The organism is Thermithiobacillus plumbiphilus (genome assembly GCF_038070005.1).
GTDB lineage: Bacteria > Pseudomonadota > Gammaproteobacteria > Acidithiobacillales > Thermithiobacillaceae > JBBPCO01.
Map to the genome: position 1 here is coordinate 1 of NZ_JBBPCO010000018.1, position 26,562 is coordinate 26,562.

At 61.6% G+C, this 26,562-nt stretch carries 30 protein-coding genes; 7 read left to right on the forward strand and 23 right to left on the reverse strand.

Annotated elements, in window-relative coordinates:
- The coding region (locus WOB96_RS13975) for a hypothetical protein (protein ID WP_341371918.1) at positions 1-280 on the forward strand (280 nt) is incomplete at its 5' end.
- Between the two features lie 18 nt (positions 281-298).
- On the opposite strand, the gene ppa is transcribed toward WOB96_RS13975, so the two are convergent.
- From ppa to WOB96_RS14020, 9 genes are read right to left on the reverse strand one after another with little or no spacing between them, the layout of a single operon-like run.
- Positions 299-820 (reverse strand): inorganic diphosphatase, encoded by a 522-nt coding sequence (gene ppa / locus WOB96_RS13980; RefSeq protein WP_341371919.1) that lies wholly within the window; start codon positions 818-820, stop codon positions 299-301.
- Between the two features lie 24 nt (positions 821-844).
- Positions 845-1,621 (reverse strand): 3-deoxy-manno-octulosonate cytidylyltransferase, encoded by a 777-nt coding sequence (kdsB, locus tag WOB96_RS13985; RefSeq protein ID WP_341371920.1) that lies wholly within the window; start codon positions 1,619-1,621, stop codon positions 845-847.
- Positions 1,618-1,800, reverse strand: coding sequence for a Trm112 family protein (locus tag WOB96_RS13990; RefSeq protein WP_479725484.1), 183 nt, complete (start codon positions 1,798-1,800; stop codon positions 1,618-1,620). The genes kdsB and WOB96_RS13990 overlap by 4 nt, the downstream gene beginning before the upstream one ends.
- Entirely contained in the window at positions 1,790-2,821 is a 1,032-nt protein-coding gene (lpxK, locus tag WOB96_RS13995) for a tetraacyldisaccharide 4'-kinase (protein ID WP_341371921.1), read from the reverse strand. The genes WOB96_RS13990 and lpxK overlap by 11 nt, the downstream gene beginning before the upstream one ends.
- On the reverse strand, positions 2,815-3,981 hold the full coding sequence (locus WOB96_RS14000) for a hypothetical protein (RefSeq protein ID WP_341371922.1): 1,167 nt from the start codon (positions 3,979-3,981) through the stop codon (positions 2,815-2,817). Before WOB96_RS14000 ends, lpxK begins: the two co-directional genes overlap by 7 nt.
- On the reverse strand, positions 3,978-4,646 hold the full coding sequence (locus WOB96_RS14005; protein ID WP_341371923.1) for a lysophospholipid acyltransferase family protein: 669 nt from the start codon (positions 4,644-4,646) through the stop codon (positions 3,978-3,980). The genes WOB96_RS14000 and WOB96_RS14005 overlap by 4 nt, the downstream gene beginning before the upstream one ends.
- Before the next feature lie 31 nt (positions 4,647-4,677).
- The gene (locus tag WOB96_RS14010) at positions 4,678-5,082 is read right to left on the reverse strand and encodes an ExbD/TolR family protein (RefSeq protein WP_341371924.1); all 405 of its coding nucleotides are present in this window, start codon (positions 5,080-5,082) and stop codon (positions 4,678-4,680) included.
- Positions 5,079-5,687 carry a MotA/TolQ/ExbB proton channel family protein gene (locus tag WOB96_RS14015; protein ID WP_341371925.1) on the reverse strand — a complete coding sequence of 203 codons (609 nt, stop codon included), beginning with the start codon at positions 5,685-5,687 and terminating at the stop codon, positions 5,079-5,081. Before WOB96_RS14015 ends, WOB96_RS14010 begins: the two co-directional genes overlap by 4 nt.
- Positions 5,688-5,737: 50 nt before the next feature.
- Positions 5,738-8,080 carry a ComEC/Rec2 family competence protein gene (locus tag WOB96_RS14020; protein WP_341371926.1) on the reverse strand — a complete coding sequence of 781 codons (2,343 nt, stop codon included), beginning with the start codon at positions 8,078-8,080 and terminating at the stop codon, positions 5,738-5,740.
- Between the two features lie 15 nt (positions 8,081-8,095).
- On the opposite strand from WOB96_RS14020, the gene WOB96_RS14025 reads away from it, so the two are divergent.
- Positions 8,096-8,641, forward strand: coding sequence for a DUF2062 domain-containing protein (locus WOB96_RS14025; protein ID WP_341371927.1), 546 nt, complete (start codon positions 8,096-8,098; stop codon positions 8,639-8,641).
- Here WOB96_RS14025 and lolD read toward each other — a convergent pair whose 3' ends face one another.
- The 10 genes from lolD to alaC form a co-directional block, all read right to left on the reverse strand.
- Entirely contained in the window at positions 8,642-9,346 is a 705-nt protein-coding gene (lolD, locus tag WOB96_RS14030) for a lipoprotein-releasing ABC transporter ATP-binding protein LolD (protein WP_341371928.1), read from the reverse strand.
- Positions 9,339-10,583, reverse strand: coding sequence for a lipoprotein-releasing ABC transporter permease subunit (locus tag WOB96_RS14035; protein ID WP_341371929.1), 1,245 nt, complete (start codon positions 10,581-10,583; stop codon positions 9,339-9,341). Before WOB96_RS14035 ends, lolD begins: the two co-directional genes overlap by 8 nt.
- Before the next feature lie 3 nt (positions 10,584-10,586).
- On the reverse strand, positions 10,587-12,080 hold the full coding sequence (gene lysS, locus WOB96_RS14040; protein WP_341371930.1) for a lysine--tRNA ligase: 1,494 nt from the start codon (positions 12,078-12,080) through the stop codon (positions 10,587-10,589).
- Between the two features lie 15 nt (positions 12,081-12,095).
- Positions 12,096-13,194 (reverse strand): peptide chain release factor 2 gene (gene prfB, locus WOB96_RS14045; protein WP_341371931.1). Its coding sequence is split into 2 segments (ribosomal slippage): positions 12,096-13,118 and positions 13,120-13,194, totalling 1,098 coding nucleotides; the frame shifts between segments, so codons are not numbered across the junction.
- Positions 13,195-13,231: 37 nt separating this feature from the next.
- Positions 13,232-14,965: a single-stranded-DNA-specific exonuclease RecJ gene (recJ, locus tag WOB96_RS14050; RefSeq protein WP_341371932.1), complete on the reverse strand. Its 1,734-nt coding sequence runs from the start codon at positions 14,963-14,965 to the stop codon at positions 13,232-13,234.
- 89 nt (positions 14,966-15,054) lie between these two features.
- Complete coding sequence (locus tag WOB96_RS14055) at positions 15,055-15,384, reverse strand: c-type cytochrome (RefSeq protein WP_341371933.1); 330 nt, start codon at positions 15,382-15,384, stop codon at positions 15,055-15,057.
- A gap of 143 nt (positions 15,385-15,527) precedes the next feature.
- Positions 15,528-16,577 (reverse strand): hypothetical protein, encoded by a 1,050-nt coding sequence (locus tag WOB96_RS14060; protein WP_341371934.1) that lies wholly within the window; start codon positions 16,575-16,577, stop codon positions 15,528-15,530.
- Positions 16,574-17,719: a threonine synthase gene (gene thrC, locus WOB96_RS14065; RefSeq protein WP_341371935.1), complete on the reverse strand. Its 1,146-nt coding sequence runs from the start codon at positions 17,717-17,719 to the stop codon at positions 16,574-16,576. Before thrC ends, WOB96_RS14060 begins: the two co-directional genes overlap by 4 nt.
- A gap of 28 nt (positions 17,720-17,747) precedes the next feature.
- Positions 17,748-19,067 carry a homoserine dehydrogenase gene (locus tag WOB96_RS14070; protein ID WP_341371936.1) on the reverse strand — a complete coding sequence of 440 codons (1,320 nt, stop codon included), beginning with the start codon at positions 19,065-19,067 and terminating at the stop codon, positions 17,748-17,750.
- Positions 19,067-20,242 carry an alanine transaminase gene (gene alaC, locus WOB96_RS14075; protein ID WP_341371937.1) on the reverse strand — a complete coding sequence of 392 codons (1,176 nt, stop codon included), beginning with the start codon at positions 20,240-20,242 and terminating at the stop codon, positions 19,067-19,069. The genes WOB96_RS14070 and alaC overlap by 1 nt, the downstream gene beginning before the upstream one ends.
- Before the next feature lie 151 nt (positions 20,243-20,393).
- On the opposite strand from alaC, the gene WOB96_RS14080 reads away from it, so the two are divergent.
- A complete protein-coding gene (locus WOB96_RS14080; RefSeq protein ID WP_341371938.1) occupies positions 20,394-20,774 on the forward strand; it encodes an Mth938-like domain-containing protein in 381 nt (126 codons plus the stop codon).
- 6 nt (positions 20,775-20,780) lie between these two features.
- On the opposite strand, the gene rpoS is transcribed toward WOB96_RS14080, so the two are convergent.
- Complete coding sequence (gene rpoS, locus WOB96_RS14085; RefSeq protein WP_341371939.1) at positions 20,781-21,797, reverse strand: RNA polymerase sigma factor RpoS; 1,017 nt, start codon at positions 21,795-21,797, stop codon at positions 20,781-20,783.
- Between the two features lie 25 nt (positions 21,798-21,822).
- The gene (locus WOB96_RS14090; RefSeq protein ID WP_341371940.1) at positions 21,823-22,203 is read right to left on the reverse strand and encodes a murein hydrolase activator EnvC family protein; all 381 of its coding nucleotides are present in this window, start codon (positions 22,201-22,203) and stop codon (positions 21,823-21,825) included.
- Positions 22,204-22,308: 105 nt separating this feature from the next.
- Here WOB96_RS14090 and WOB96_RS14095 point away from each other — a divergent pair, with 105 nt between their 5' ends.
- Positions 22,309-22,449, forward strand: coding sequence for a hypothetical protein (locus WOB96_RS14095; RefSeq protein ID WP_341371941.1), 141 nt, complete (start codon positions 22,309-22,311; stop codon positions 22,447-22,449).
- Positions 22,450-22,764: 315 nt separating this feature from the next.
- Here WOB96_RS14095 and WOB96_RS14100 read toward each other — a convergent pair whose 3' ends face one another.
- Together WOB96_RS14100 and surE are read right to left on the reverse strand one after the other, a co-directional pair.
- Positions 22,765-23,397 (reverse strand): protein-L-isoaspartate(D-aspartate) O-methyltransferase, encoded by a 633-nt coding sequence (locus WOB96_RS14100; protein ID WP_341371942.1) that lies wholly within the window; start codon positions 23,395-23,397, stop codon positions 22,765-22,767.
- 14 nt (positions 23,398-23,411) lie between these two features.
- Positions 23,412-24,170 carry a 5'/3'-nucleotidase SurE gene (gene surE / locus WOB96_RS14105; RefSeq protein WP_341371943.1) on the reverse strand — a complete coding sequence of 253 codons (759 nt, stop codon included), beginning with the start codon at positions 24,168-24,170 and terminating at the stop codon, positions 23,412-23,414.
- 418 nt (positions 24,171-24,588) lie between these two features.
- Here surE and WOB96_RS14110 point away from each other — a divergent pair, with 418 nt between their 5' ends.
- The 3 genes from WOB96_RS14110 to WOB96_RS14120 are packed head-to-tail and all read left to right on the forward strand — an operon-like array spanning position 24,589 to position 26,542.
- Complete coding sequence (locus WOB96_RS14110; RefSeq protein ID WP_341371944.1) at positions 24,589-25,881, forward strand: tyrosine-type recombinase/integrase; 1,293 nt, start codon at positions 24,589-24,591, stop codon at positions 25,879-25,881.
- A 60-nt stretch (positions 25,882-25,941) separates the two neighbouring features.
- The gene (locus tag WOB96_RS14115) at positions 25,942-26,256 is read left to right on the forward strand and encodes a type II toxin-antitoxin system RelE/ParE family toxin (protein ID WP_341371945.1); all 315 of its coding nucleotides are present in this window, start codon (positions 25,942-25,944) and stop codon (positions 26,254-26,256) included.
- Complete coding sequence (locus WOB96_RS14120) at positions 26,249-26,542, forward strand: helix-turn-helix domain-containing protein (RefSeq protein WP_341371946.1); 294 nt, start codon at positions 26,249-26,251, stop codon at positions 26,540-26,542. Before WOB96_RS14115 ends, WOB96_RS14120 begins: the two co-directional genes overlap by 8 nt.
- Positions 26,543-26,562: the final 20 nt, after the last annotated feature.

The window sequence follows — 26,562 nt, forward strand, 5'->3', positions numbered from 1 at the left end:
GACGAGGATCCTGAACATGACCGACACAGATCGATTCAATATGGAAAAACTAGGACAGTTCCTGAACTGCAAGGTTCAGTTCATGGGCCGGCCTTACCTGGTGGTGGATGTCCTCACGGATGGTCCCCAGCTCGTGCTTGAGGAGGCGGAAAATCCGGTGATTCAGGACAATGCCTATGGGCGGCCTTACCGGCGCGCACCCGGGATCGTACTGCTGCCTATTTATATCAAGCCCGGGATGATCAATCCCGATCTGGATACACTGTTTTTCGACAACTGATCCCGGGCTCCCGGCCCGTTACCCTGCTCTGGCGAGATCCGCACCGATGATTTCCTGCGCCTTGCCGGCGCCAGCCCAATCCTTGACCTTCACCCATTTGCCAGGTTCGAGATCCTTGTAGTGCTCGAAGAAATGCTTGATCTGGTTGCGCAGAGACTCGGGCAGGTCCTGCACGTCCTGGATGTCCTGGTAGCTGTTGTCCACCTTTTCATGAGGAACGGCAACGATCTTTGCGTCCACCCCACTCTCATCTTCCATGAGCAACACGCCGACAGGCCGGCAGCGGATGACCGCGCCAGGTACGACCGCCGCGCGGGACAGGACCAACACGTCAGTCGGGTCGCCATCGTCGGACAGGGTATTCGGGACGAACCCGTAGTTCAGGGGGTAGAACATGGGGGTAAAGAGAAAGCGGTCGACGATGACCGCGCCGGAATCCTTGTCGAGCTCGTACTTGATGCTGGAGCCCTGGGGGATTTCGACAACGACGTTGATGTCCACCGGGGGATTCTTGCCTGCGGAAAGCTTGCTGATGTCCATGATGTCTCCTTCATTGCGGGTTGATTATTCGGCAGTAGCCGTCTCAAGCAGGGTACGAATCCTTGCAAGGTCCTCCGGGGTATCGACGCCGGCAGGCGGGACCTGCTCCGCCACGAGCACGCGTATGCGTTCGCCATGCTCAAGCACCCTGAGCTGTTCGAGGGCTTCCGTCGTTTCGAGGGGCGTGGCTGACCATTGGCTGTAGCGCGGCAGGAATCCAGCGCGGTAGGCATAGAGACCGATGTGACGCAGCCAGGCGCCAGCGTCGGTCGGTCTGGTGTTCTGGCCCTGTGTCGCGAACTGCTCGCGATTCCAGGGGATGGGCGCGCGGGAGAAGTAGATGGCTCTTCCCGCGAGATCCCTGACCAGCTTGACGACATTTGGATTGAAAATGTCTTTATGATCCTGAATCGGGCAGCCCACGGTGGCCATCACTGCTGCAGGGTCTTCGGCGAGCGCGGCAGCCACGGCACAGAGCAGTTCAGGCGGCATCAGGGGCTCATCGCCCTGGAGATTGACGACGATTTCATCATCGGCCAGGGCGAGCTGTTCCACCACTTCGGCGAGACGGTCGGTGCCGGAGGCGTGATCGGCGCGGGTCATGATCACTTCGCCGCCATGGGCGTCGATGCAGTCGGCGATTTCACGCGTGTCGGTGGCGACCAGCACTCGTTGCGCGCCGCTGGCCAGGGCCTGACGACGGACGCGCTCGATCATGGGCAATCCCGCAATCTCCAGCAGGGGCTTGCCAGGCAGCCGGGTGGAGGCCATGCGCGCCGGGATGATGACGGTAAAGTTCATTTTTTCCGAGGCTCCAGCGGCTTTGCTTCCTCGATCAGGAGGATGGGAATGTTGTCACGCACCGGATAGGCCAGTTGGCAACGGTTGCAATGCAGGGCCTTCTTGTCCGGCGCGAGGATCAGGGTACCCTTGCAGCGTGGGCAGGCGAGGATATCCAGCAGTTTCCGATCAATGGCCATCGTGTATTCTCCTTATGCTGTCGATCTGCTCGTCAAACCAGCACCAGAAGGCACTGTCGAGCACCGCCTCTATCCGGAGCGCCCAGGCATTCGCGAGATTCAGTCCGGCACATTTTACGGCATCCTTTTCCGTCATGACGATAGGGGCAGCGTGCAGGTTGCGGAAGTCATCCTTTTCAAAGACATGGTGATCCGGAAACGGGTGTCGTTCCACGATTGCACCCAGAGCTTCGATCTGACGAAAGAACCGCTCTGGGTTGCCTATCCCGGAGACGGCATGGACCCGCCGGCCCTGCAGGGTGGACAGATCCTGGCGGATCTCGGAATCCTCAATGGAAACCATTACTTGAGCCTGCATCTGCATCCCGAACAGGGGCAAACCTGCCTTTGAAATACTGCTGTCACCCGTCCAGACGCCATTTGATATCAGGGCATGCGCCCGGTGCAGCGCCGTCAGAGGTTCCCGCAAAGGCCCGGCCGGGAGGCAACGCCCGACCCCGAACCCGCGCTCGCCGTCGACCACCAGCAAACTGAGATCCGGTAGGAGCGAAAGATGCTGGAAGCCGTCATCCAGGACAGCGATATCCGCCATGTCCTGGGCTGCGAGCCAGGCAATGTCCTGAAGCCGATCCGGGCCAATCACCACCGGCAAACGACTACGACGCGACAACAGCAAGGGTTCATCGCCAGCCCGGGCAGGATCATCATCCGTTTGCACCAGATAGGGATGGCCCGGCGGCCGTGCCCGATATCCTCGGCTGACCAGGGCCGGACGCCAGCCCTTCGCTTCCAGATGGCGAGCCAAAGCCAGCACCAGCGGCGTCTTGCCGGAACCACCAACCGTGAGGTTGCCGACCACCAGGCTGGGCAGGAGCGCTCGCTGGCGGCGGCCATGCGCATAAAACTGATGGCGTAGATGACTGGCAGCGCAATACATGGCACCCAGGGGACGCAGGGCAGTGCTGAGCAACCCGCCCTGATACCACTGCCGATTCAGGAATTGCTCAAGTCCTGCTACCAATCGAAAACCTGCTGCAGCAGATCCGGCAGGCGCATTTGCGCCTTGCGCCGCTCATCCCAGAAAAACCGGCGCATGGCATCGCCAAGCTGTCGTCCGGCGATGGGGTTGTCAGCATAAGTGCGCCAGGATTGCATCACGCTTGCAGCGCCATCAAGACAGACCGAGCCGTCGAATGCGGTTTCCATGGCGTCAACGGGAAAGGCTGCGGGACTGCCAAAAGTCACTGGTTTGCCGCCAGCCATGGCCTGCCAGCCATCTCCGCGAGATGCATGGGCGAGATGGATACCGGTACAGGCGGCAGCAAGCGCGGGCAGCCATTTGCGGTCATCAATACCGACCACACTGCCTGTCGGCAATGGCTCACGCGCCCATTCGGACAGCAAGGGCCAGACGTAGTGATCCTCGCGGGTCTGAATGAAGAGAATCCCGCTATCGGCCAGGCCGGCCTGGCGCCAGGCATCTATCCAGCGCGGCGCTTCGGCAGCAGCGACACCGTGCAGCCACCAGAGATCCAGCTCGGCGCTGCCGCATACGTAACGCCGAAAATTCGGATCGACCTGGGCAATGGTGATCAGGGTCAGAAAATCAACCGGAGCCTGGAGTTGCGCGTCACTGGCACCCAGACTGCGCCAGCGCTTGGCCTGTCGGGCATCGACGGGGTAAATGGTTTCGATGTTTTGCGGCAGTTTGGTGGTGGCGGGATCTCCTGCCACGACGACCGAGGCAATCCCGCGCTGGGCACTCAGGCGCGCGAGCTCGTCGCGGGGCCCCTGCCCTACCGTCATGATCCGCAGGGGGGAGAGGCGATCGAGAGTGCGGCGCAGGGCGCGCGGATGATCTGCCGGCCCATAGCCGTATCCAACTCCTTTCAGTTCGCCGATGCGGGCTTCGAGCAGTTCGGGATAGTCGGCCTCGAAGGTGAGGATGACCCGGAGATCGAGCCGCTTTTCACGAATCGCCTGGGTCAGTTCGGCGGCAAGCAGGACATCGTCGGCGACATCCGTGGTCTGCATCCATAGCGCGGGTCCCCTGCCGCCAGGCGGGCGCAGCCAGCCCCAGCGTGCATTGGCACGGGGAGACAGACCGGCTCGCCGGTCCTGCAAACCAGCCCACCAGGCCTTGATCGCGCTGCTGCCGTAGTAGCCCTTGGGTACCTTCAAGACTTCTCCTTGGTGTATTGATCCGCCCGTTGCGTCAGCTTGCGCATCTCCGCTTCCAGAGACCTGCCGATACTGGCCATGGTTTCGGCGTTGGCGTCCGCCGGAATCCATAGCGGCTCGCCCCATAGTATCGTGCCTCTGGTGAATGGCAGCGGCAGCAGGAAGCGATCCCAGCTGTCGATGGTCCTGGCCCAGCGGGCGGAATAGGATACGGGCACAATGGGTATTCGGGCCAGTCGGGCAATTTCGAGCACGCCTGGCTGGAGGACTTCTCGCGGACCGCGCGGACCATCCGGCGTGATGGCGAGATCACTGCCGCTGCGGGCGATGCGCAACATGCCACGCAGGCCTTTTGCCGCACCTTGCCTGGAGGAGCCTCGCACGGCCTGGTAGCCCCAGTGCGCCATGGTGCGCGCAATCAGTTCGCCATCACGGTGCTCGCTGATCAGGATGTGCACCTTGCGACCGCCCAGCCGCTGGTAGGCATGGGGGATCATCAGCAGGCGCCCATGCCAGAAGGCAAGCAGCACGGGCTGATCATGCCGGACCAGATCCTGTACCGCGGCATCGCCCAGTATGCGCCAGCGGCCAGTCCAGGCCACCAACCGAATGTAATTGGCAATGACTCGGGCAGCAATCCCCTGCCAGGGACCTTCCAGTCTCATCCGAAGACTCTGCGCTCAGGATGACGCAGGATCATGGCGCTTTCAGGGTGCCGATGCTGATGCGACTCAGCCCGGCCTGCCGCGCCGCATCGAGCACCATGACGATCTGCTGCTGCGTGCTGTTGCGGTCGGCCCGCAAATGGACTGCCTGGCCCGGATTGCTGCTGATTGCTTTCAGATGGCCTGCCAGATCGGCCAAGGGCATGGATCGACCGTTGATGATCAACTGCCCGGCTGCATCCATGTCGATCAGGATGCTGGCTTTTGCGGGTTCAGGCGTCGTGCTGCTTGCCGTCGGCAGATCGAGCTTCAAGATACCAGGCTTGGTGAAGGTGGTGCTGACCATGAAGAACAAGAGGATGACCAGGACCAGGTCCACCATGGAAATCACGTTGATTTCCGGCTCATCAAGCAGGCGGCGACGGTGAAAGTTCACTGCCGATCTCCCTGCACGATTTCGATGATCTTCAGGGACTCCCTTTCCATCAGGAGCACCAGTTCGTCCACCCGCGCGCGGAAGTATCGGTACATCATCAGACTGGGAATGGCGATGATCAACCCTGTCGCGGTCGTGATGAGCGCTTCGGAAATGCCGCTTGCCAGCACACCGGGGTTGCTCGCGCCGCTGGCGCCCAGGCCGTCGAAGGCGTGCATGATGCCGAACACGGTGCCGAGCAGGCCCAGCAGCGGGCTGATGGCGGCTATCGTGCCAAGCACGTTGAGATGACGGTCCAGCATGGCCACTTCATAGCGCCCGGTTTCCTCGACCCTTTCCTTGATGGCGTCACGGGACAGCCCAATCCGGCGAACACCTGCGCCAAGAATGGCGGCAAGCGGCGAATCGAGCCCTTCCAGCAGGCGCAAGGCGCCCTGCATGTCCCCCTGTTGCAGCAGGCTTTCGATTTGCAGGGTCAGGCGCGGTGGCGCCAGCCGATCCCGACGCAGCACCCAGAACCGGTTTCCCACGATTGCCAGAGCCGTAATGGCACTCATGAGTAATGGCAGCATGATCCAGCCGCCCGCGTGAATGATATCGAACACTAAGCCCCCTCGTGATGCGCAAATACTAGCACGTTCCAGATTTGTTTCCGCTAGGGAAACCAATAGTGCGCAGATCCTGAATTCGCAAGCCGCAAGGCGCCGCCCTCGCCCAGGGAAAACATGAGGGCGCCGGACCGCCCGGGATCGAGAGACGCCGTGAGTGCTGGCACATGGGCAGCGGCATGCCGATTTCCGGTGATAACGAGATGACGCGCATCAATCGTGCCGATCAGATTCTCGAACCCCTGCGCGCTGTCCGGCACGGACATGGCAAAGAGATCACTTTTCAGATTGGCGCCGAAATTGTGGGCCAGCCGGGTGGCGCCGGCCGGATCCAGTTCGCCGGTCAGCAGGATCTGCCAGCCCCTGCCGTATACCGCAAGGACGCAGGAGGCGGATTGGGCTTGCGGATCGGTTCTCAGCGGATCGAGAAAGACGAAGGTAACGCCATCCCACTCCCAGGACTCCCCTCCCAGGCATTGACGCTGGGAGAGGGATCGCTCAATGCCTGACGGCGCGCTGCGCGCTTGCCAGAGCGCATTGCTGACCAGTCCCAGGTAGGCGTTGGTCTGTACGCGATCTTGCGGATGATGAAAATTGACTATCGCGGCGTCGACCGAGGGTAGATCAGCCGATCGCAGAAAAGGACCAACGATGCGCTGATTGAGGTAAAAGCCCCCATCCGGGTACTTCAGGGCCTGCATCAGCAGGGTGTGGTGACGGGTACTGAGTACGAAAGCCGAATCCACGCCGGCATCCAGAATCGCCAGTTCGGCGCTGTCAGCCGGAATGCGGGGCTGAGGAGGCAGGAAAAGCGGAATCAGGCCGATGATCCCGAACAGGCGGCCTGGCCAGGCAACTGGCAGCAGTAAGACGCCCAGACCCAGCAGGGCTGCCACTAGGACGCCGGGAGAAGGTCGGGCAATGGCGAGCGTGGCCCAGGGAGTCTGGTCGATCCAGTGAACCAGCATCAGTAGCGGCTCGAGGGAAAGCGTGGAAAGGTAAAAAAATGCGCGCCCTGGATACTCCCAGCCGAGCGCACTGCACATGGCTCCCAGCAATGCCAGCGGGGTGGCCAGTCCCTCCACCACAGGAATCGCAAACAGATTAGCCAAAGGCGAAAACAGTGGCAGGCTTGCGAAAAGCGCGCCGAGCAAGGGCAGCATGCCCAGGCTGATCATCAGCTGATAGCTGATCAGTTTTCTCCAGTGCCCCTTGATGCCTCCATAGCCGGCGAGCAACAGAAAAATCAGAAGTACGACGCTGAACGAGAGCCAGAAACCGGGCTCGGCAACAGCCCCTGGCTGCAGAATGAAAACGATCAATGCCGCCAGTGAAAGACTGTGAAAGGGGCGCAGCTCGCGCTGGAAGAGCAAGGCGCCGGCCAGCACCCAGACCATGATGACAGCCCGCTGGGTAGCGAGTCCCATGCCGGCCATCAGGCCATAGAAAAGGGCAGTGAGCAGCATGCCGATGGCTGCGGCCGATTGGGCAGGATAGCGTCTCGCCAGCCAGGGAAGCACCCCCCAGCCCCATCGAATCAGGAAAAAGACGATGCCGGCAACGAGCGTGATATGCGAGCCGGAGATGACCATCAGATGTGCCGTGCCGCTACGGACGAAGCCCTGCCACATGGGACCCGGAATCTGATCCTGCACGCCGATGGTCAGGGCCTGGACAAGACCCGCACGATCCCGCGGCAGTGCGACGTTGCTGGCGTCGATAATGCGCTGGCGCAGCATCTGTATCCAGTGCATTACGACCGAACCACCCTCGCCAGCCAATCTCAAGGGTTGCGGTGCCAGCACCACGGTGCCCGTCGCGGCCACGCCTTCCCAGAACAGATGATAGGCCCGGTCGTAGCCGCCCGGATTGGCCGGCGGCATCGGTCGGTTCAGGCGCACCCGCATTCGCCAGCGCTGGCCGTAAGCCAGTTCCGAAGCATCCTCGAACCGCCCAACTCGCAACTCGACCAGGCCCCGCCAGGAAAGCGCCTTGCCATCACGGAACACGCGTTCCGGCAACAGGCGAATGGTCGAACCACTCCCTAGCTGTCGCGGCAGGGAAACGATGACGCCCTCCACGTCCAGGCCCCTGCCCGCCAGATGCGCAGGCAGGATGTCATCCGCTCGCTGCTGGGCCTGAAAGCTTCCCCAGGAAAAGGCGATGCAGCCGGCGGCCAGCAACCAGAGTAGCGGCCAGCGCCAGCAGGCCAGGATGCCAGCAAGGATAGCGATGACAAGCGGCGGCCAGAATGCTGGTACGGCCGGCTGGAAATAAAGGGCGCCAAGCCCCAGACCCGATGCCGAGACCAGCCCTGGCAGGGCCGGGAGTTTGCCGGCACATCCATTGGCCAGGATACGGCTTTCGGCTAAACTGTTGCTCTTGACCAATTCGAGCCACTTCTTTTGCGCAAGTCTTTAGAAAGGTTTTTACCCAAGCGCGAGCAGATACTTAAAAGCCGATGCCTGGGGCGATTCACACATCTGCTGCACCAGCATGAGTTGTGGCACTTTCACCGGCGCAGCCTCGCTGGTGGCCTGGCACTCGGGCTGTTCGTCGGCAGCATGCCGCTTATTGGCCACATTCCCCTGGCGCTGATAGGTGCGCTATGGCTGCGCGTCAATATCCCGGTTGCGATGGGGGCAGTCATGCTCACCAATCCGCTGACCATGCCGGCCTATCTCTATTTCGCCTTCAGGCTGGGCCTGCATATCCGCTCTTGGCTGGGATTTGCGCCAGAATCCTCGGTCGCCATGCCCCTGACGGACCTGATCCACAACTGGCAGCTTCTGTTCACGGATGGCGGCCAGCGCATCTGGGACGCCTATCTCACCATCTGGCTTGGCTCCCTGCTGATTGGAGTGCTTGCAGCGGTGGCAGGTTATTATTTGTCACTCTTGATCTGGCGTCTGGTGGTCACCTGGCGTTGGCGATACCGGCATAGAAGCTGATCAGGACGAAAGGCCCGTGTTGCCCGCATGCTGGGCAATGATCTGCCCGTCGAGAATTTCATAGACTCTTTGCATGCGCGCCGCCAGTTTCGGGTCGTGGGTGACCACCACCAGGCTGGTGCCGAGACTGCGGTTGAGTTCCAGCAGCAGGTCATGGATCTGGCCGGCAGTCCGCGAGTCCAAGTTGCCGGTGGGCTCGTCCGCGAGCAGCAGGCGCGGCCGGCCAACCAGCGCCCTGGCAATCGCCGCCCGCTGGCGCTCGCCGCCCGAGAGCTCGCCCGGCTTGTGGCTCAGACGCTGCCCCAACCCGACCCGGTCCAGCATGTCACTGGCCTGTCTTGCTGCGCCCGCCTTGCTCACCCGCCCGATCAGAAGCGGCATCATCACATTCTCCAGCGCGGTGAATTCCGGCAACAGATGGTGGAACTGATAGACGAAGCCCATACCCTGATTGCGCAGGCGCCCACGCGCGGCCTCGCCCATGGCGAAGAGATCCTTGCCCTCGAACCAGATCCGGCCGGCATTGGGCTTGTCCAGCCCGCCCAGCAGATGCAGCAGGGTGCTTTTGCCCGATCCGGAGGCACCGACGATGCCGACACTCTCTCCGGCGCCAATGGCAAGATCGATCCCCTTGACCACTTCGAGATCGGTACGGCCCTGGCGGAAATTGCGGCGCAACTGCTCGGCCCGCAGGATCTCATTCATAGCGCAGGGCCTCCACGGGATCGGTACGCGCGGCCCGCAGGGCCGGATAGATGGTGGCGATCCAGCTCATCACAAGCGATGCCCCGGCGATCCGCCAGACATCGTTCATATCGAGCTTCGAGGGCAGCTCACTGATGAAATAGACGTCCGCCGACAGGAAGTGCATGCCAAGAAGCTGTTCGATCATCGGCACCAGGGTCGGGACGTTGAGCGCCAACAGCACCCCGCCCAGCACCCCCAGCAGCGTACCCACGATGCCGATCATGGCACCCTGTACCATGAAAATGGCGGTGATGCTGAGCGGACTGGCGCCCAGGGTGCGCAGGATGGCGATGTCGGACTGCTTGTCGGTGACCACCATCACCAGTGTCGAGACGATGTTGAAGGCTGCTACCGCGATGATCAGGGACAGGATCACGAACATCACGGTTTTCTCGATCTTCAGGGCACGAAAGAAATTGGCGTGGCCCATGGTCCAGTCCTGCACCATATAGTCTGGCCCCAGCTCCTGCTGCATGCGCTCCGCCAGCCCACGGGCCTGGAAGGCATCCGCCAGCTTCAAGCGCAGCCCGCTGACGCCGGCGCCCAGACGGTAAAGATTGGCGGCATCCTGCACATTGATCAGTGCAAGCCCGCTGTCATATTCATACATCCCCATCGAGAAGATGCCCACCACCGTGAAGCGTCGCAGGCGTGGCGTCACGCCAAGCGGGCTGACCTGCCCCTGCGGCGAGACCAGGGTCACCTTGTCCCCCACGCCCACGCCAAGGTTCTGGGCAATGGCGCTGCCGAGCACGATGCCGAAGCTGCCGGGTTGCAGGTCGGCAAGCCTGCCGGCGACGATGTTTTCGGCGAGGTTGGCGACCCTGACTTCCTGGGCCGGATCAATGCCACGAATGATGGCACCAGTCACATATTCGCCGCTGTTGAGCATCGCCTGAGCCTGCACATAGGGTGCCACGGCCTGCACGCCGGGCGCCTTGGCCACGTGCTGCATCAGCGGTTGCCAGTCCTGCAGCGGCTGGCCATTGCCCTCGATCACCAGATCCGATACCACCCCAAGAATGCGGCCACGCAGCTCCTGGTCGAAGCCATTCATCACCGACAGCACGGTGATCAGGGCCGCCACGCCCAGACCAATGCCCATCATGGCGATCAGGGAGATGAAGGAAATGAAGTGGTTGCGGCGCTTGGCGCGCGTATAGCGCAGCCCGATCCACAGTTCGTATGGCCGCATGCCTCAGGCTTCCGGACGCATGTGCGGGAATAAAATCACATCCCGGATGGAGGGGCTGTCGGTCAGCAGCATGACCAGACGGTCGATCCCGATCCCGACACCCGCAGCCGGCGGCATGCCGTACTCCAGGGCGCGGATGTAATCGGCGTCGAAGTGCATGGCCTCTTCGTCACCGGCATTCTTGTCCTCGACCTGCCTGCGAAAGCGGGCGGCCTGATCTTCGGGATCGTTGAGCTCGGAAAAACCGTTGGCGATCTCGCGCCCGGCAATCATCAGCTCGAAGCGATCGGTGACCTCGGGATTTTCCGCATTGCGCCGTGCCAGCGGACTGCATTCGGTAGGATATTCGGTGACGAAGGTCGGCTGCAGGAGCTGATGTTCGGCGGTCTTCTCGAAGATCTCGATGAGCAGCTTGCCGGTGCCCCAGCCATCATCCACCTTCGCCTTGAGCGAACGCAGATGCTCGCGCAGACGTACCGGATCATCGAGATCTGCATCGCGCAAATCAGGATTGAACCTGAGCACCGCCTCGCGCACCGTCAATCGCGTGAATGGCTGGCCGAAGTCGAGTTCCAGCCCCTGATACTGGAATCGGGTCGAGCCCAGAGCCGCCTGGGCGGCTTCGCGCAGCAGTGCCTCGGTCAGGTCCATGGCCTCGCGATAATCGACGTAGGCCTGGTAGAACTCCAGCATGGTGAATTCGGGATTATGCCGGGTGGACAGGCCCTCGTTGCGGAAATTGCGGTTGATCTCGAAGACCTGTTCAAAGCCACCGACCAGCAGGCGCTTGAGATAGAGCTCGGGTGCGATGCGCAGATACAGCGTCATATCGAGTGCATTGTGATGGGTGACGAAGGGGCGGGCCGTGGCGCCGCCGGGGATGGGCTGCATCATCGGCGTTTCGACTTCGAGAAAGCCCTTGCGCGTCAGAGAAGCTCGGATGGCGCTGACCAGACGCGAGCGGGCCATGAAAGTGCTGCGACTCTCCTCGGTGACGATCAGATCCAGGTAACGCTGGCGATAGCGCGTCTCCTGGTCACTCAGACCATGCCATTTCTCCGGCAGCGGGCGCAGGGCCTTGGTCAGCAGACGGATCGCTCGGGCCTTGATCGACAGCTCGCCGGTCTTGGTGCGAAACAGCACGCCCTCGACGCCGAGAATGTCGCCAAGATCCCACTGTTTGAACTGGATGTAGCTTTCCTCGCCGACCTCGTCGCGCGACACGAAGATCTGGAGCCTGCCGGACATGTCCTGCAGATGCGCGAAGCTCGCCTTGCCCATCACCCGGCGGGTCAGCATGCGCCCGGCCACCCGAACCACCACCGGCTCGACTTCCAGGGTCTCCACCGGCGTATCCTGATAGCGGCTGGCAAGCTCACCCAGCAGGGCATCGCGCCGAAAATCGTTGGCATAGGCCTCGCCAGCTTCCCGTAGCTGATGAAGCTTGGCGTAGCGCTGCTCGATCTGTTCGTTACTGTCCAGAATGCTGTGTTCCATGTTTTCCGCCTGCTCTCAAATGCCCTGCTTCAAGGCCGCTTCCACGAAGTTGTCCAGGGCGCCATCGAGCACCTTCTGCGTGTCCCCCACCTCGATGCCGGTGCGCAGATCCTTGATGCGTGACTGGTCCAGCACGTAGGACCGGATCTGATGCCCCCAGCCGATATCGCTCTTGCTGTCTTCCAGCGCCTGCTTTTCGGCGTTGCGCTTGGCCAGCTCCGTTTCATAGAGCTTGGACTTTAGCATGCGCATGGCCTCGGCGCGATTCTGGTGCTGCGATCGGGCAGTCTGGGAGGCCACGACGATGCCCGAGGGCATATGGGTGATGCGTACCGCCGAATCGGTCTTGTTGACGTGCTGACCACCCGCGCCACTGGATCGATAGGTGTCCACCCGCAGATCAGCCGGATTGATGTCGACCTCGAAGGATTCGTCCACCTCGGGATAGACGAACACGCTGCAGAAACTGGTGTGACGCCGGTTGCCCGAATCGAAGGGTGACTTGCGCACCAGGCGGTGCACGCCGGTCTCGGTGCGCAGCCAGCCAAAGGCATAATCGCCCATGACGCGCACAGTCGCGGATTTGATGCCGGCCACCTCGCCTTCGGTCGCCTCGACGATCTCGGTCTGGAACCCTTTGCTCTCGCACCAGCGCAGATACATGCGCAGCACCATTTCCGCCCAGTCCTGGGCCTCCGTGCCCCCGGCGCCAGCCTGGATATCCACAAAGCAGTTGGCGGCGTCGAGTTCGCCGCTGAACATGCGCAGGAACTCCAGACGGCTCAGGGTCTGTTCGTATTCACCGAGATCACGATCGATGGCCGCGATGGTGTCCGTGTCATTTTCTTCCAAGGCCATGTCGAGCAGTTCCCCAGCTTCGGCCACGCCTTGCTGCAGGGCCCGCGCCGGCACGATGGCGGCCTCCAGGCGCGCCCGCTCCTGCCCCAGGGTCTGGGCCCGCTCCGGATCATTCCAGAGATCGGGGGCTTCCATCTCGCGTTCAACCTCGGTCAGGCGCTCCTGCTTGCTGTCGAGGTCAAAGATACCTCCGAAGATCCGTCAGGCGAGACTGCATATCCTGGATTCTATCGCGCAGACTGTTGATTTCTTCCATTTCCACTCCCTTGCGGGCCAGAGCCCGCTTATCACATTCAATCCATGCATTCCCAGTGGCTCAGACGCAACTGGACCGTGCGCCGCCCACCAAATTCATTGATTTCCGGCACATAGGCCGCGCGCAGGCGCTTGCCGCTGGGCACGCCGAGTCGCGGCACGCAGCCAAAATGGATGGCGTCCAGCATGGGGCCGGCTGGGTGGCGCAGGGAAAGCTTCAGATGCTTCTCCTTGAGCACCCGGAAATCGACGATGTCAAACACTCCTTCGAACAGGGGTTCGGGAAAGCCCTGCCCCCAGGGGCCGGCGGCGCGCAGCAGCATTGCGGTTTCGACCGAGAGCTCATCAGCCGCCAGGGGGCCATCCGTTTCAAGCACCTGCTGCAGATCCTCGGGCCGGAGCATCGACCGGACCTGGGCATCGAAGGCGTCCGCAAAAACCGGCAGATCAATGAGCCGCAGGCTCAGGCCAGCCGCCATGGCATGGCCGCCAAACTTGGCGAGCAGCCCCGGATGCTTCGCGGCCACGGCATCCAGGGCATCGCGCATATGCAGCCCCTGAATCGAGCGGGCCGAACCCTTGATCTCGTCATCAGCGACCCGGGCAAAGGCAATCACGGGCCGGTGACACTGCTCCTTGACACGGCCCGCGAGAATGCCGATCACGCCCTGATGCCACTGATCGTTATAAAGACACAGTCCCCAGCGCCGGGCCAGCAGATCATCATCCACAAGCACATTGGTGGCCTCGGCCTGCATCACCGCCTCGATGGACCGCCGCTCACGATTCAGGCTGTCGAGTTCCTGCGCCATGGCGCGCGCTTGCGCCATGTCCCGGGCCAGCAGGCAACGGATACCGAGTGACATGTCCGCCAGCCTTCCGGCTGCGTTCAAGCGCGGACCGACAGCAAAACCCATGTCCGAGGCCATCACCTGGTCCTCCGGCCGACCTGCCACCTCCAGCAGCGCGCGAATCCCCGGTCTGGCCTTGCCGCTGCGGATTCTGGCCAGCCCCTGAGTCACGAGAATCCGGTTGTTGTCGTCCAGCGGGACGACATCCGCCACCGTGCCCAGGGCCAGCAGATCCAGAAGGCTTGCCAGTCGCGGCTCGGGCCGCGCATCACTGAAATAGCCCTGCTGGCGCAGGTAGTTGCGCACCGCAGTCATCACATAGAAGGCAACCGCTACACCTGCGCTATTTTTCCAGGGAAAGGGACAGCCTGGCTGGTTTGGATTGACGATGGCATCGGCCTCCGGGAGCATGTGGCCCGGCAGGTGATGGTCGGTCACCACCACCCGCATCCCTGCCGATCGGGCAGCACGCACTCCTTCGATGCTGCTGATGCCATTATCGACGGTCATCAGTACCTGCGGCCGCAGATCCCTGGCCAACTCGACGATCTCCGGCGTCAGCCCATAACCATATTCAAAGCGGTTCGGGACCAGGTAACAGGGCTCCTGCGCACCCATGGCAAGCAATGCCTCCATGCACAGTGCGGTGCTGGTGGCGCCATCGCAATCGAAATCCCCCACCACCAGGATTTTCTGCCGGGAGACAATGGCCTCTCCGAGGATCTGTGCTGCCTCATGCAGGCCCTTCAGACCCGAGCCGACCTGCTGCGGCGAGGCCAGGGCATCGAGACCAAGGCGCAACTGTGCCGCATCCGTCACACCACGGGCGGCATAGATTCGCGCCAGCAAGGGCGGGATGCCATCCGCCTGAAGCCGGCTTGCTTGTGTTTCACAGAATGTACGTTGTACCAGCTGAGACATGGGCGGCATTATGCCACGAAAGCGAATTGCCCGTTACACAAAAAACAAATGCCGGCATTGCCGGCATCTGTCTGCACGTGGAAACCGGCTTACTGCGCCAGTACCCACTTGGCCATGGCAGTGGCGTCAGCCTTGGAGATCTGCGGATGGGGAGTCATCGGAACGCCACCGGTCACGGCATTCCAGTTGCCAGCACCGCCCTTGATGATCTTGTCAGCCAGCATGGCCGGGGCCTTGGCATTGCCCTTGTACTTCTTGGCGACGTCCTTGTAGGAAGGACCAACCACCTTGTTACCGACAGCATGGCAGGAGAAACAGTCGGATTTCTTCATCAGGGCTTCCGCTTTCGGATCACCAGCAGCATGGGCGAGACTGGAAAGGGACAGCGCAGCAACAGCAGCAACAAGCTTCAGCTTCATGACTCCTCCAAAAAATTTATTTTATGGGTTTTTTGCGGGCATGGATCCCGACCCGCCGCTATGATAAACAAGCGAAGCCCTTTTGGAAATATGGGCTTCATCCTTAACGCAAGCTTCAGGCCGACGTTTACAAACCTTGACAATCAGCCTGCCGTGGCCAGCCTGCGCCAGTCCGTCGCCTCTCCGATCGCCTGACCGGAAAGAAAGGGCCGCGCGCGTCGCCACCAGCGATGCAGCTGCTTGCGTTCAAGCAGCACGGTCAGCATGCCGGAGCGCGCTTCATCCATGCCTGCTACCAGCACCAGACAGGCGATGTCAGCGGATTTCAGGGCCTCGATCAGCGGACCGAGCACGGTTTCCTCGAAATTTGCCAACTTTTCCTGGGTCTCCAGGATTTCCGGATAGAACAGCAGGTGCGGTCCGGATGCAAGCGCGCGCACCCAGGCAGCGACATCAGCCGGAAAGGCTGCCGCGCGTGCTCCGCTAAGCTGGCCGAGTGACTGCAGGAGCGGATCATCGCCTGCCACCGACTGCCACCATCCCTGCAGAGGGTGCGGCAACTGCCCGCCGCCCCAGGGCCAGACGCTGTTGACGACCGGCAGGCCGGCCTCTTCACGCGTCTGATTACAGGGATGATCATGCAGCAGCATCTGCACTTCATTGAGGTAGACATGCCAAGACAGGGCGTCAGCCCCCTTTGGCATCTGCCTGTCGACATCCTGCCCAATGACAGCGGCCAGCGGGGTCGTCTGTATGTGGATCGGCTGAGGCAGCCGCAGATACCAGCGGTCCGGCCGGGCGGCCACGACCTGCCAGCCAAGTTCGGCGAAATGGCTGTTGAGCGTATCGGCAAAGGCCCGGGCTTCGTCAGGAGTCAGGCAAAGCACCTGAGGATCCATCAAAAGCAGCTGGGATTTATGCGCCAGCAGATGGACGGGATCAAAGCGCAACCAGTAGGCTTGCGTGCCGGGATCGAGCCCGTCGCGCAGAGCCGTCAAGGCGGCCGCAGGACAGTCACTGTCCGCTGGGCAGGGCACACCCAGGGCTTCAAATTGCTGGACAACCAGATTGGGGCCGGCGGCCACCAGCTTCATCCGCTGGCCCCGGCCGGCAAGACGGTCCAGCAGTGGAGAGCTGGCAGGTACCAGCGACTGCTGAAGCTCCGGTACCCACAGAACGATGCGGCGTGTCACCGCCCGAGAATAACCGCTTCCACGGACGCCAGGTTGGCATCCACGGTAATCGGCTGGGTGCTCTGGGCAATGGCGGTGTCCGGATCCTTCAGGCCGTGTCCGGTCAGGGTGCAGACGATGCGGGCGCCAGTCTCGATGCGACCGGCACGCAATTGCTTGATCACACCCGCGACCGAGCTCGCGGAGGCCGGTTCACAGAACACGCCCTCAAGTTGCGCCAGCAGCTTCTGCGCTTCCAGGATATCGGCGTCGGTGACAGCGTCAAACCAGCCGCCGGATTCCTGCTCGACAGTGTGCGCGGCCTCCCAGGACATCGGATGTCCAATCCGGATTGCGGTGGCCACGGTCTCCGGATGCTCCACGAAGGCACCCTCGATGAAGGGTGCACTTCCGGCAGCCTGGAAACCGAGCATCTTCGGGCGCTTGCCGGCCAGCGGCTGACCGTAGTGGCACTTGCCCTGGCAGAAGACACAGGACCCGGTCAGACAGGCATCCTTGTGGCTGCGCGTATCACTGTACTCGCAATAACCCATCCAGTGAGCGGTAATGTTCCCGGCATTGCCGACCGGCAGGGCATGGTAGTCTGGCGCATCACCCAGGGCCTCGACGATCTCGAAGGCGGCCGTCTTTTGGCCCTGCAGGCGATAGGGATTGATGGAATTGACGATGGTCACCGGTGCCGTGCGGGCGACATCCTGCACCAGTTGCATGCCGGCATCGAAATTACCGCGGATCTGTAACACGACCGCGCCATGCATCATGGCCTGGGACAGCTTGCCCAGCGCGATCTTGCCTTCCGGAATCAGCACGAAGGCCTTCATGCCGGCACGGGCGGCATAGGCCGCGGCCGCCGCCGAAGTATTGCCCGTGGACGCACAGATCACTGCCTTGGCACCGTCCTCGGCGGCCTTGGTGATGGCCATGGTCATGCCCCGGTCCTTGAAGGAACCGGTCGGGTTCAGCCCTTCGAACTTGAAGTACAGATCCACATCGTGCCCGAGATGGCGTGGCAGATTGACTGCCTGAATCAGAGGCGTGTTTCCCTCGCCCAGACTGACCGCCGGGGTCTCAGGCAGGACGGGAAGCCAGGCCCGGTAACGATCGATCAGGCCGGTATAACGCTTTCCGAGGGGTCTTTCCATGAGTTCATCTCGCTTGCAGCTTGGCAGATTAATGGGATCCGGTCAGGGTTTCGACGCGTAGCCGGATGATGGAATGATTCACGACAGGCAGGCTTTCCAGGGCACTGATCGCGCGGTTCATCCTGCCTTCCAGGGTACGCTGGGTGAGCAGGACCACCGGAACACTTTCAGCACCGTCGGGCGCCTCCTTCTGGATCATGGCCTCGATCGAGATTTCCTCGTCAGCGAGGATGCGCGTGATCTGCGCCAGCACACCTGGCTTGTCGAGTACCTGAATACGCAGGTAGTAGGCACTTTCAACCGACGCCATGGGCAGAACCGGAACACTGGCCAGCTGGCCGGGCTGAAAAGCCAGGTGTGGCACGCGATTGGCGGGGTCGGCGGTCAGGGTGCGCGCCACATCCACCAGATCGGCAACCACGGCGCTGGCAGTCGGCTCGGCGCCGGCGCCCCGACCATGGTAGAGGGTCTGGCCCACTGCGTCACCCTCGACCAGCACGGCATTGAAGGGCCCTTCGACATTGGCCAGGAGGTGTGCCGCAGGCACCAGGGTCGGGTGCACGCGCATTTCAATGCCCTGTGCCGTACGTCGCGCGATCCCAAGCAGCTTGATCCGGTAGCCCAGTTCCTCGGCATAAGTCACGTCTATTCCCTGCAGACTACGGATGCCTTCGACATGCACCGCCGGGAACTCGAGCGGCACACCATAGGCAATGGCACCCAGGATGGTCAGCTTGTGGGCGCTGTCGATACCATCGATGTCGAAGGTCGGGTCGGCTTCGGCATAGCCCAGTGCCTGAGCCTCGGCAAGCGCGGTATCGAAACCGCAGCCCTTGCTGCGCATCTGGGTCAGGATGTAATTGCAGGTGCCGTTGATGATGCCGGCCAGCCATTCGATGCGGTTGCCGGCCAGGCCTTCACGGACTGCCTTGATGATGGGAATGCCGCCCGCGACAGCGGCCTCGAAGGCAACGACAAGACCCTTTTCCTGCGCCAGGGCAAAGATCTCGTTACCGTGCAGGGCCAGCAGGGCCTTGTTGGCGGTCACCACGTGCTTGCCATTGTGCAGGGCGGCCAGTACCAGTGACCGGGCCGGCTCGATGCCGCCGATCAGTTCGACCACCACATCGATGCCAGGATCATTCACCAGAGCGAAGGGATCCTGCACGACATCGAAATCGCGGGCATCAAGGCCTTCCAGGCGAGCGGGATTACGTACCACGACCTGCCGCACCTGCAGAGGTCTGCCAATCCGGCGACTTATCTCGGTGGCATTGCGGCGCAGGACATCCAGGGTCCCGCGCCCCACTGTTCCGAGACCGATGATCCCGACTTTCACCGACGCCATCATCCCTCCCGGAACATCTGCTTGATGCCGCGCAGGGCCTGGCGCGTACGCTGCTCGTTTTCGACCAGGCCGAAACGGACATAGTCGTCGCCGAACTCCCCAAAGCCGATGCCCGGGCTCACCGCAACCTTTGCCTTCTGGAGCACCAGCTTGGAAAACTCCAGTGAACCCATGCCCTTGAACTGCTCAGGAATTTTGGCCCAGACGAACATGGTGGCCTTGGGGCGCTCCACTTCCCAGCCGGCGGCATTCAGGCCATCGCAAAGTACGTTACGCCGCTGTTCGTACATCTGGCGGATGTCCTCGACGCAATCCTGCGGCCCTTCCAGCGCCATGATGGCGGCCACCTGCACCGGCGTGAACATGCCGTAATCCATGTAGCTCTTGATGCGGGACAGGGCCCCGATCAGCTTCGGATTGCCGGCCGCAAAGCCAATCCGCCAACCCGGCATGTTATAACTCTTGGAAAGCGTGAAGAACTCCACGCCAACATCCTTGGCACCTGGTACCTGGAGGAAACTCGGCGCCTTGTAGCCGTCAAAGACGATATCGGCGTAGGCCAGATCGTGGATGACCCAGAGCTTGTTTTCCTTGGCGAAATCGACGATGCGCTGGAAGAAGGCAAGATCCGTCACCGCAGCGGTCGGGTTGTGCGGGAAGTTGATCACCAGCATCTTCGGCCGGGGCCAGCTTGCCTTGACCGCCTTTTCAAGCTCTTCAAGGAAATCAAGACCGGGCAACATCGGCACATGGCGCAGATCAGCCCCGGCAATCACGAAACCATAGGGATGGATGGGGTAGGTCGGATTTGGCACCAGGACCGCGTCCCCCGGCCCCATGGTGGCCAGGGCCAGATGTGACAGCCCTTCCTTGGAACCGATGGTGACGATGGCTTCCGATTCCGGATCGATGTCCACGTCGTAACGTGTCCGATACCAGTGGCTCAGGGCCTTGCGAAGCCTGGGAATTCCCCGCGAGACGCTGTAGCGGTGGGTATCCCCACGCTGGGCCGCCTCACATAATTTGTCGACAATATGCTGTGGCGTCGGCTGGTCCGGATTGCCCATGCCAAAGTCAATGATGTCTTCCCCCCGCTTGCGGGCCTGCGCCTTCAAGTCGTTGACGATATTGAAAACGTAAGGGGGTAAACGGCGTATGCGTTGAAACTCATCCATGAGGGGCGAATGCCTTCTTTCCGCGGACCACAAAAAGGAAGAAAAATAGTGCGGCATCGAGGCCCTGTCAATGGGGCCCACATGCAGCAACGGCTTGAACTGTCAGTCTGGCTATGGCACAAAGAACACACGTTCAATTCAGGAGAACCGGATGAAACTCCATTTGCAAAGACCCGGCGATCAAAACCAGATCACATCCTATGCTCCCGGTGAATTGAGAATCAACGACAACGTCTACCAAAGGAGCCTGATTGTCGCGCCACGCTGGATGCAGGCGGACTGGGCGCCACAGACCTTTGAGGAACTGCAGTCCGACAGCTTCGCGGAAATCATCCAGCACCGGCCTGAAATCGTGCTCCTGGGGACAGGCAGGCGCTTGCGCTTTCCCGCCCCTGCCGTTCTCGGTCAACTGCGGGCGACTGGCAGCGGCATCGAGGTGATGGATACCACTTCCGCCTGCCGGACCTACAACATTCTCATGGGCGAGGACCGTGATATCGTGGCCGCGCTGCTGATGATAGAACTCGCCTAGGCAGTCCTACTCAAAGAGCATCTCGCCCGTCAGCCCCTCTGCCTCGATGAGGTGGCGCAGGCGCGACAGGGCTTCCATCTGTATCTGCCGGACCCGCTCGCGCGTGACCCCCAGGGCCTTGCCGATTTCCTCCAGGGTACTGACCTCGGCGCCATTCAGGCCAAAGCGCATCTCAACCACCATGCGCTGCTTGTCATTCAGGGTATCCAGCCAATAGGACAGGTGCCAGAGCAGGTCATTTTGCTCCAGCGACTCGAATGGGGTCAGCCCCTGTTCGTCAGGCAGGATATCCAGCAGACTGCGATCCGGATCGGGATCGGTGGAAATGTCGATGCTGCTGACTCGCTCGTTCAGTCCTAGCATGGCGCGCACGTCTTCCACCGGCTTGTTCAGCGCCCGGGCGACTTCCTCGGGGCGCGGCTCGTGGTCCAGGGTCTGGCTGAGGGTACGCGCCGCCCGGAGATAGACATTGATCTCCTTGACCACGTGCACGGGCAGGCGCACGGTGCGGGTCTGGTTCATCAGCGCACGTTCGATGGTCTGCCGGATCCACCACGTGGCATAGGTCGAGAAGCGAAAACCGCGCTCCGGATCGAACTTTTCCACAGCCCGGATCAGGCCGAGATTACCTTCCTCGATCAAATCGAGCAGGGGCAGGCCACGATTGATATAGCGGCGGGCGATCTTGACCACCAGGCGCAGATTGCTCTCGATCATGCGCGCACGCGCGGCCCCGTCATTCTGCAACACCCGCCGTGCCAGCGCGACCTCTTCTTCGGCATTCAGCAGCGGGGTGTAGCCGATTTCGGTGAGATAGCGGCGGGTGGAATCCTGTGGACCCACACCACAGGCGAGCGCCAGCACCTCTGCAGTCCCTTCCTCCTCGACCTGCAGGGAATCGGACGTCAGCAAAGGGGTATCCTCAGCCTCCTCCAGATCTTTCTGCAACAGGTCTTCCCCGTCCACGTCCCTGACAGGTGCTCCCGTGCGCAAGAGCTTGGGCGACAATTCATCCTTGGACATGCATACCCCGATTTTGCCGTACAGATTAAGGTCGTGGAGGCAAATAAGCCAGCGGGTCCTTCGGGCGCCCCTTTTCCCGCAGCTCGAAATGGAGCATCACCCGACCCGCGTTTCCCGATTGTCCCATGCGCGCAATCACCTGGCCCGCCTTCACCCGCGCGCCTTCCGAGACCAACAGCTGGGCGTTGTGTGCATAGGCGGTTATGTATTTTTTGTCGTGCCGGATGATGATAAGCCGACCGTATCCCCGGAGTCCACTCCCGCTATACAGGACGATACCGGCACGCGCTGCACGAACAGGGGTCCCGGGCTTGCCGCCGATATCTATTCCGTGGCGCATGCCCGGCCCTGGATCGAAGCGTGTCAGCAGGGGACCCTCGGCCGGCCAGAGCCAGTCCGAGGACATCGGCGCCGGTTTAGATACCGACTGGGACGGCGCCGCCTCCCCTGGAGGGGAGGCGGCTGGCGCAGGAACCGTCAGCGGAGGAACAACCGGTGAGATTGGGGGAGATTGTGGCTCTGGGTTTGCAATATCCTGCCCGGCTGGCGCACCGGACAGGATCACCGGCTTGACTTCGACGCCGACAGCAGCCGCTTCCTGCTGGGCATTGCCTGGTGCTGGCGCGGGGCGCGGCACCGTGGCTTTCGCTGATACGCCAGATGAGACACGCCCAGGCTCGAGATGCAGGATCTGGCCTGACCGGATCGAGTCTGGGTCAGCGATCCCATTCCAGGCAGCGATATCTGTGTATGACAGGCCAAAACGCTGCCCGATGCCGCTTAGCGTGTCGTTGGGCCTCACGACATAAAACCTGGGTCGCGCAGCGGGGGTCACAATCTTGTTCTGCGGATCCGATACAGACAGGCTGCGGATAGATGCCGGAGGCCCGCCGGCGCAAGCTCCCAGCGCCAGGAAAGCAACAAGCCCGAGAGTGGATCTGACAAGGTGACAACTAGTCATGCGAAATCAATACAGTCCGGACAGAAGCGGCACGAAGCAGCACTCTGCCAGGGTTTCCGCCCTGATCCCGGCGGCTTCCCGTCGATAGATCATCAATTGCTGCTTTTCCCCCTGTCCCAGCGGCATCACCAGCCGCCCGCCAATCTGGAGTTGCGCCAGCAAACCTTCAGGTGCAAGCTCGGCAGCAGCGGTCATCAGGATGCCATCAAAAGGAGCGCGCCCCGGCCAGCCAATGGTACCATCATCATGCCGCATGGCGATGTTCTTGTATCCCAGTGCCGACAGACGTACCCGCGCCTGCTGATATAACGGGCTGATGCGCTCGACGGTATACACCTGAGGCACCAGAGTGGCGAGAACAGCCGCCTGATATCCAGAACCCGTGCCAATTTCAAGCACTTTCTGAAGAGGACCATCAGCCAGCAGGGTTTCCGTCATGAAGGCCACGGTCCAGGGTTGCGACAAGGTCTGGCCAAAACCGATGGGCAGGGCGGAATCCTCATAGGCCCGGCTGGCCAGCGCCTCCTCGACAAACAGATGGCGCGGCAAGCTGGACAAAGTCCGCAGTACCGCCTCGTTGCGGATTCCCTTTGCGCGCAGACGCTCGACCATCCGGTTGCGGGTCCGGGCCGAAGTCATGCCAACGCCGATATCTAAGGTTTGGGGAGGCTGTTTAACCATTGGCTCAAATTTTCCAGATAAGCATATCGGGTCATGTCCAGATGTAGCGGCGTGATGGACACGTACCCGCGACGCACCGCATCGAAATCAGTACCCAGCCTGGCATCCGCTTCAGGCCCGGCCGGACCGATCCAGTAGATCGTCTCGCCGCGTGGGTCCTGCTGACGGATGACCGGCTCGCTTTTGTGACGCCGGCCCAGCCGGGTCACCTCCATGCCCTTCAAGTCTTCAAAAGGCAGATCCGGCACATTCACATTCAGGATGGTGTCCGCCGGCAGGGAAAGCTCCGGAATCCGGACCAGCAGATCAGCCGCCACCTTCGCAGCAGTCTGGTAATGCGCGCACTCCTTGCCAGCCAGTGATACGGCCATGGCGGGCAGGCCCAGGAAACGGCCCTCGGAGGCCGCCGCCACGGTGCCGGAATAGATGACGTCATCCCCCAGGTTTGCTCCCCGGTTGATGCCACTAATGACCATGTCTGGCTCTTCCGCCATCAAGCCGGTGATTGCCAGATGCACACAGTCGGTCGGGGTACCATTGACGTACCAGAAACCATTTTGGCCCTGCCTGCAACGCAGGGGCCTGTCGAGGGTCAGGGAGTTGCTGGCCCCACTGCGGTCACGATCCGGCGCCACGACCACGATGTCCCCGAAAGCCTTGAGTTGTTGCGCGAGCACAGACAGGCCCGGCGCCAGATAACCGTCGTCATTACTGAGAAGAAATCGTGGCATGCGTGAGTATTTACTCTTCAGGTACCAAAAATCCGTGTTGAAAACCGCAGACAGAACCCATCATCGGTGCGGACAGATCCAGGGAAGTTAGACTATCCTGGCCGCTAAAGCCAGTTTTCGAAAACCGCGAATATCAAAGCGTGCGCCACCTGACACCGATGCAACAAAAAAGCGGCCGCATGGGCCGCTTTCGGGATTTAATTGGTCGGGGCGAGAGGATTTGAACCTCCGACCACCTGAACCCCATTCAAGTTCCCACCGATTGCAGCCTGTATCACCAGATTTCAAAATCACTTCATTTTCAACACCTTACCTCAGATTGCCGGATCAACAAGGATCAGCTAGAATCACCTAAACGCCCGCCTCTGGTAAACGTGGCGGTAAACGTGGACCCCACTTGTACCCGCATGGATGCGCCATGACCAAGTTGAAAGTGAAGCAGATCGAAGCAGCCAAGCCCGGCCCCAAGGACGTCTACCTGCGGGACGGGGATGGCCTGGAACTCCGGATCTTTCCCAGTGGCCGGCGGGTCTGGCAGTTGCGTTACCGCTATGGCGACAAGCGCCGTGTGCTTTCCCTGGGCGGCTATGAGCACGTTACGCTGGTTGAAGCCCGCAACAAGGCCCATGCTGCACGCGGCCTGATCGAGCGCGGCATCGATCCCATTGAACAGCAACGCACCGAAGCCGCGCAACGCGCTGCCGAGCAGGCTGCCGAATCCACCATTCCCAGTGTCAGCGACCTGTTCGACAACTGGATGACCGTCTACGTCGAACACCACAGCCGGCGCCCGGAGCTCTATAAGTCGATGCTCAAGGACTTTCTGGCCAGCCATGGCGAGCTGAAGACCCGCGACCTGACCCGTGCCCACGTTGCCGGATATATCGACAAGGTACTGGCCCGAGGCGCCCGCGTGGCGGCCAATCGCAAGCTGGCCTATCTCAAGCAGATGCTGGCCCATGGCGAGGCGCGGGGCTATCTCGACAGCAATCCAGCCGCACTGATGAACAAGCGGCATGCGGGCGGCCATGAGACCCCGCGCAATCGCGTCCTGAGTGAAGCGGAGATTCGGCAACTGCTGACCGCACTACCAGACGCGGGCCTGCCGGATTGGGCCCAGCAGGTAATCAGGATCTTGCTGGCCACCGGAGCCCGGTCCGAAGACATTGTGAACGCCCGCTGGGAGCACCTGGACCTGGACGGGCAACGCTGGCATATCCCCGAGCCCAAGCAGAGCCGCAAGCATCGCCCGCGCTCGCATGACGTCTTCCTGTCGGATTACGCCACCTGCGCTTTCAAGGCCCTCAGCCAATATCGGGTTGGCGATTATATTCTGACAAGCAGCCGTAAGCCAGACCAACCCATCAACGATAAGACCCTGGCACACCTCATTGGTGACCGGCAGGGCGGCAAGGCCCAGCAGAACCGCACGGCAACGCATCACGATGCACTGGTTCTGCCGGGCGGGCGCTGGACCGCGCATGACCTGCGGCGGAGCTGCGCGGCGGGCATGACGCGCCTGGGCATCGACCCCTTCGTGGCTGACCGCTGTCTGGGCCATGCCCTGCCCAGCCGCATGATGGAGGTCTACCAGGTAACCCATAGTGATGCAGCCCTGGCCGAAGCCTGGCGGCGCTGGGGGCGCAAGCTCGCATTGCTGGAGGATGCCGAGCCCGGCGCTGACGTCGTACCGCTGACCAAGGCGGGCTAGATCGATGCGCAGAGCTGGCCTTCTTGCAGATCATACGGCGCTGCCGTATCATAGTTTTACATGATCGAATTCATTGAAACCCCGCTGTTCTCCCGATTGCTGAACGACTATCTGAGTGATGAGGAGTTCGCTGCCCTGCAATGGGAACTTGCCACTCACCCGGAAGCAGGCGACCTGATCCCACAAAGTGGCGGGCTTCGAAAACTGCGCTGGGGCGCCAAAGGGCGCGGCAAACGTGGCGGCTATCGGGTGATCTACTACTGGCGCAATCAGCAGGGCCAAATCTGGCTGCTGACCATCTACGCCAAGAACGAGGCGGAGAACATCCCGGCTCATGTGTTACGGACGATCAAGGAGACCTTGGACCATGACTAAGCGCAATATCGGACAGGAGATCCTGGAGGGTATCCAGGCCATTCAGCGCGGCGAGGGACGCCACTATACCGTGGAGGTGCCCACCGACGTCAAAGCCATCCGCGAGCATACCGGGCTCAGTCAATCGGCCTTTGCCGCGCTTTTGGGCGTCAGTCCGCGCACCCTGCAGGACTGGGAACAGGGCCGACGTCAGCCTTCCGGGGCGGCCAAGTCCCTGCTGTTCATTGCGGCCAAGCGGCCTGAGGTTTTGCGGGAGGTTTTCAAGGACATCCCCAGTGCTGCCTGAACCCATTGGCAGGTGACCCC

Coding starts and splice junctions, on each gene's coding strand:
- lysS (WP_341371930.1), bottom strand. CDS start 12,080: ATGGAACACAGCATTCTGGACAGTAACGAACAGATCGAGCAGCGCTAC.
- WOB96_RS13990 (WP_479725484.1), bottom strand. CDS start 1,800: ATGGCCATTGATCGGAAACTGCTGGATATCCTCGCCTGCCCACGCTGC.
- WOB96_RS14110 (WP_341371944.1), top strand. CDS start 24,589: ATGACCAAGTTGAAAGTGAAGCAGATCGAAGCAGCCAAGCCCGGCCCC.
- alaC (WP_341371937.1), bottom strand. CDS start 20,242: ATGGATGAGTTTCAACGCATACGCCGTTTACCCCCTTACGTTTTCAAT.
- recJ (WP_341371932.1), bottom strand. CDS start 14,965: ATGTCTCAGCTGGTACAACGTACATTCTGTGAAACACAAGCAAGCCGG.
- thrC (WP_341371935.1), bottom strand. CDS start 17,719: ATGGAAAGACCCCTCGGAAAGCGTTATACCGGCCTGATCGATCGTTAC.
- ppa (WP_341371919.1), bottom strand. CDS start 820: ATGGACATCAGCAAGCTTTCCGCAGGCAAGAATCCCCCGGTGGACATC.
- kdsB (WP_341371920.1), bottom strand. CDS start 1,621: ATGAACTTTACCGTCATCATCCCGGCGCGCATGGCCTCCACCCGGCTG.
- WOB96_RS14035 (WP_341371929.1), bottom strand. CDS start 10,583: ATGCGGCCATACGAACTGTGGATCGGGCTGCGCTATACGCGCGCCAAG.
- WOB96_RS14070 (WP_341371936.1), bottom strand. CDS start 19,067: ATGGCGTCGGTGAAAGTCGGGATCATCGGTCTCGGAACAGTGGGGCGC.
- surE (WP_341371943.1), bottom strand. CDS start 24,170: ATGCCACGATTTCTTCTCAGTAATGACGACGGTTATCTGGCGCCGGGC.
- lolD (WP_341371928.1), bottom strand. CDS start 9,346: ATGAATGAGATCCTGCGGGCCGAGCAGTTGCGCCGCAATTTCCGCCAG.
- rpoS (WP_341371939.1), bottom strand. CDS start 21,797: ATGTCCAAGGATGAATTGTCGCCCAAGCTCTTGCGCACGGGAGCACCT.
- WOB96_RS14120 (WP_341371946.1), top strand. CDS start 26,249: ATGACTAAGCGCAATATCGGACAGGAGATCCTGGAGGGTATCCAGGCC.
- WOB96_RS14005 (WP_341371923.1), bottom strand. CDS start 4,646: ATGAGACTGGAAGGTCCCTGGCAGGGGATTGCTGCCCGAGTCATTGCC.
- WOB96_RS14100 (WP_341371942.1), bottom strand. CDS start 23,397: ATGACTTCGGCCCGGACCCGCAACCGGATGGTCGAGCGTCTGCGCGCA.
- WOB96_RS14090 (WP_341371940.1), bottom strand. CDS start 22,203: ATGTCCTCGGACTGGCTCTGGCCGGCCGAGGGTCCCCTGCTGACACGC.
- WOB96_RS14115 (WP_341371945.1), top strand. CDS start 25,942: ATGATCGAATTCATTGAAACCCCGCTGTTCTCCCGATTGCTGAACGAC.
- WOB96_RS14080 (WP_341371938.1), top strand. CDS start 20,394: ATGAAACTCCATTTGCAAAGACCCGGCGATCAAAACCAGATCACATCC.
- WOB96_RS14055 (WP_341371933.1), bottom strand. CDS start 15,384: ATGAAGCTGAAGCTTGTTGCTGCTGTTGCTGCGCTGTCCCTTTCCAGT.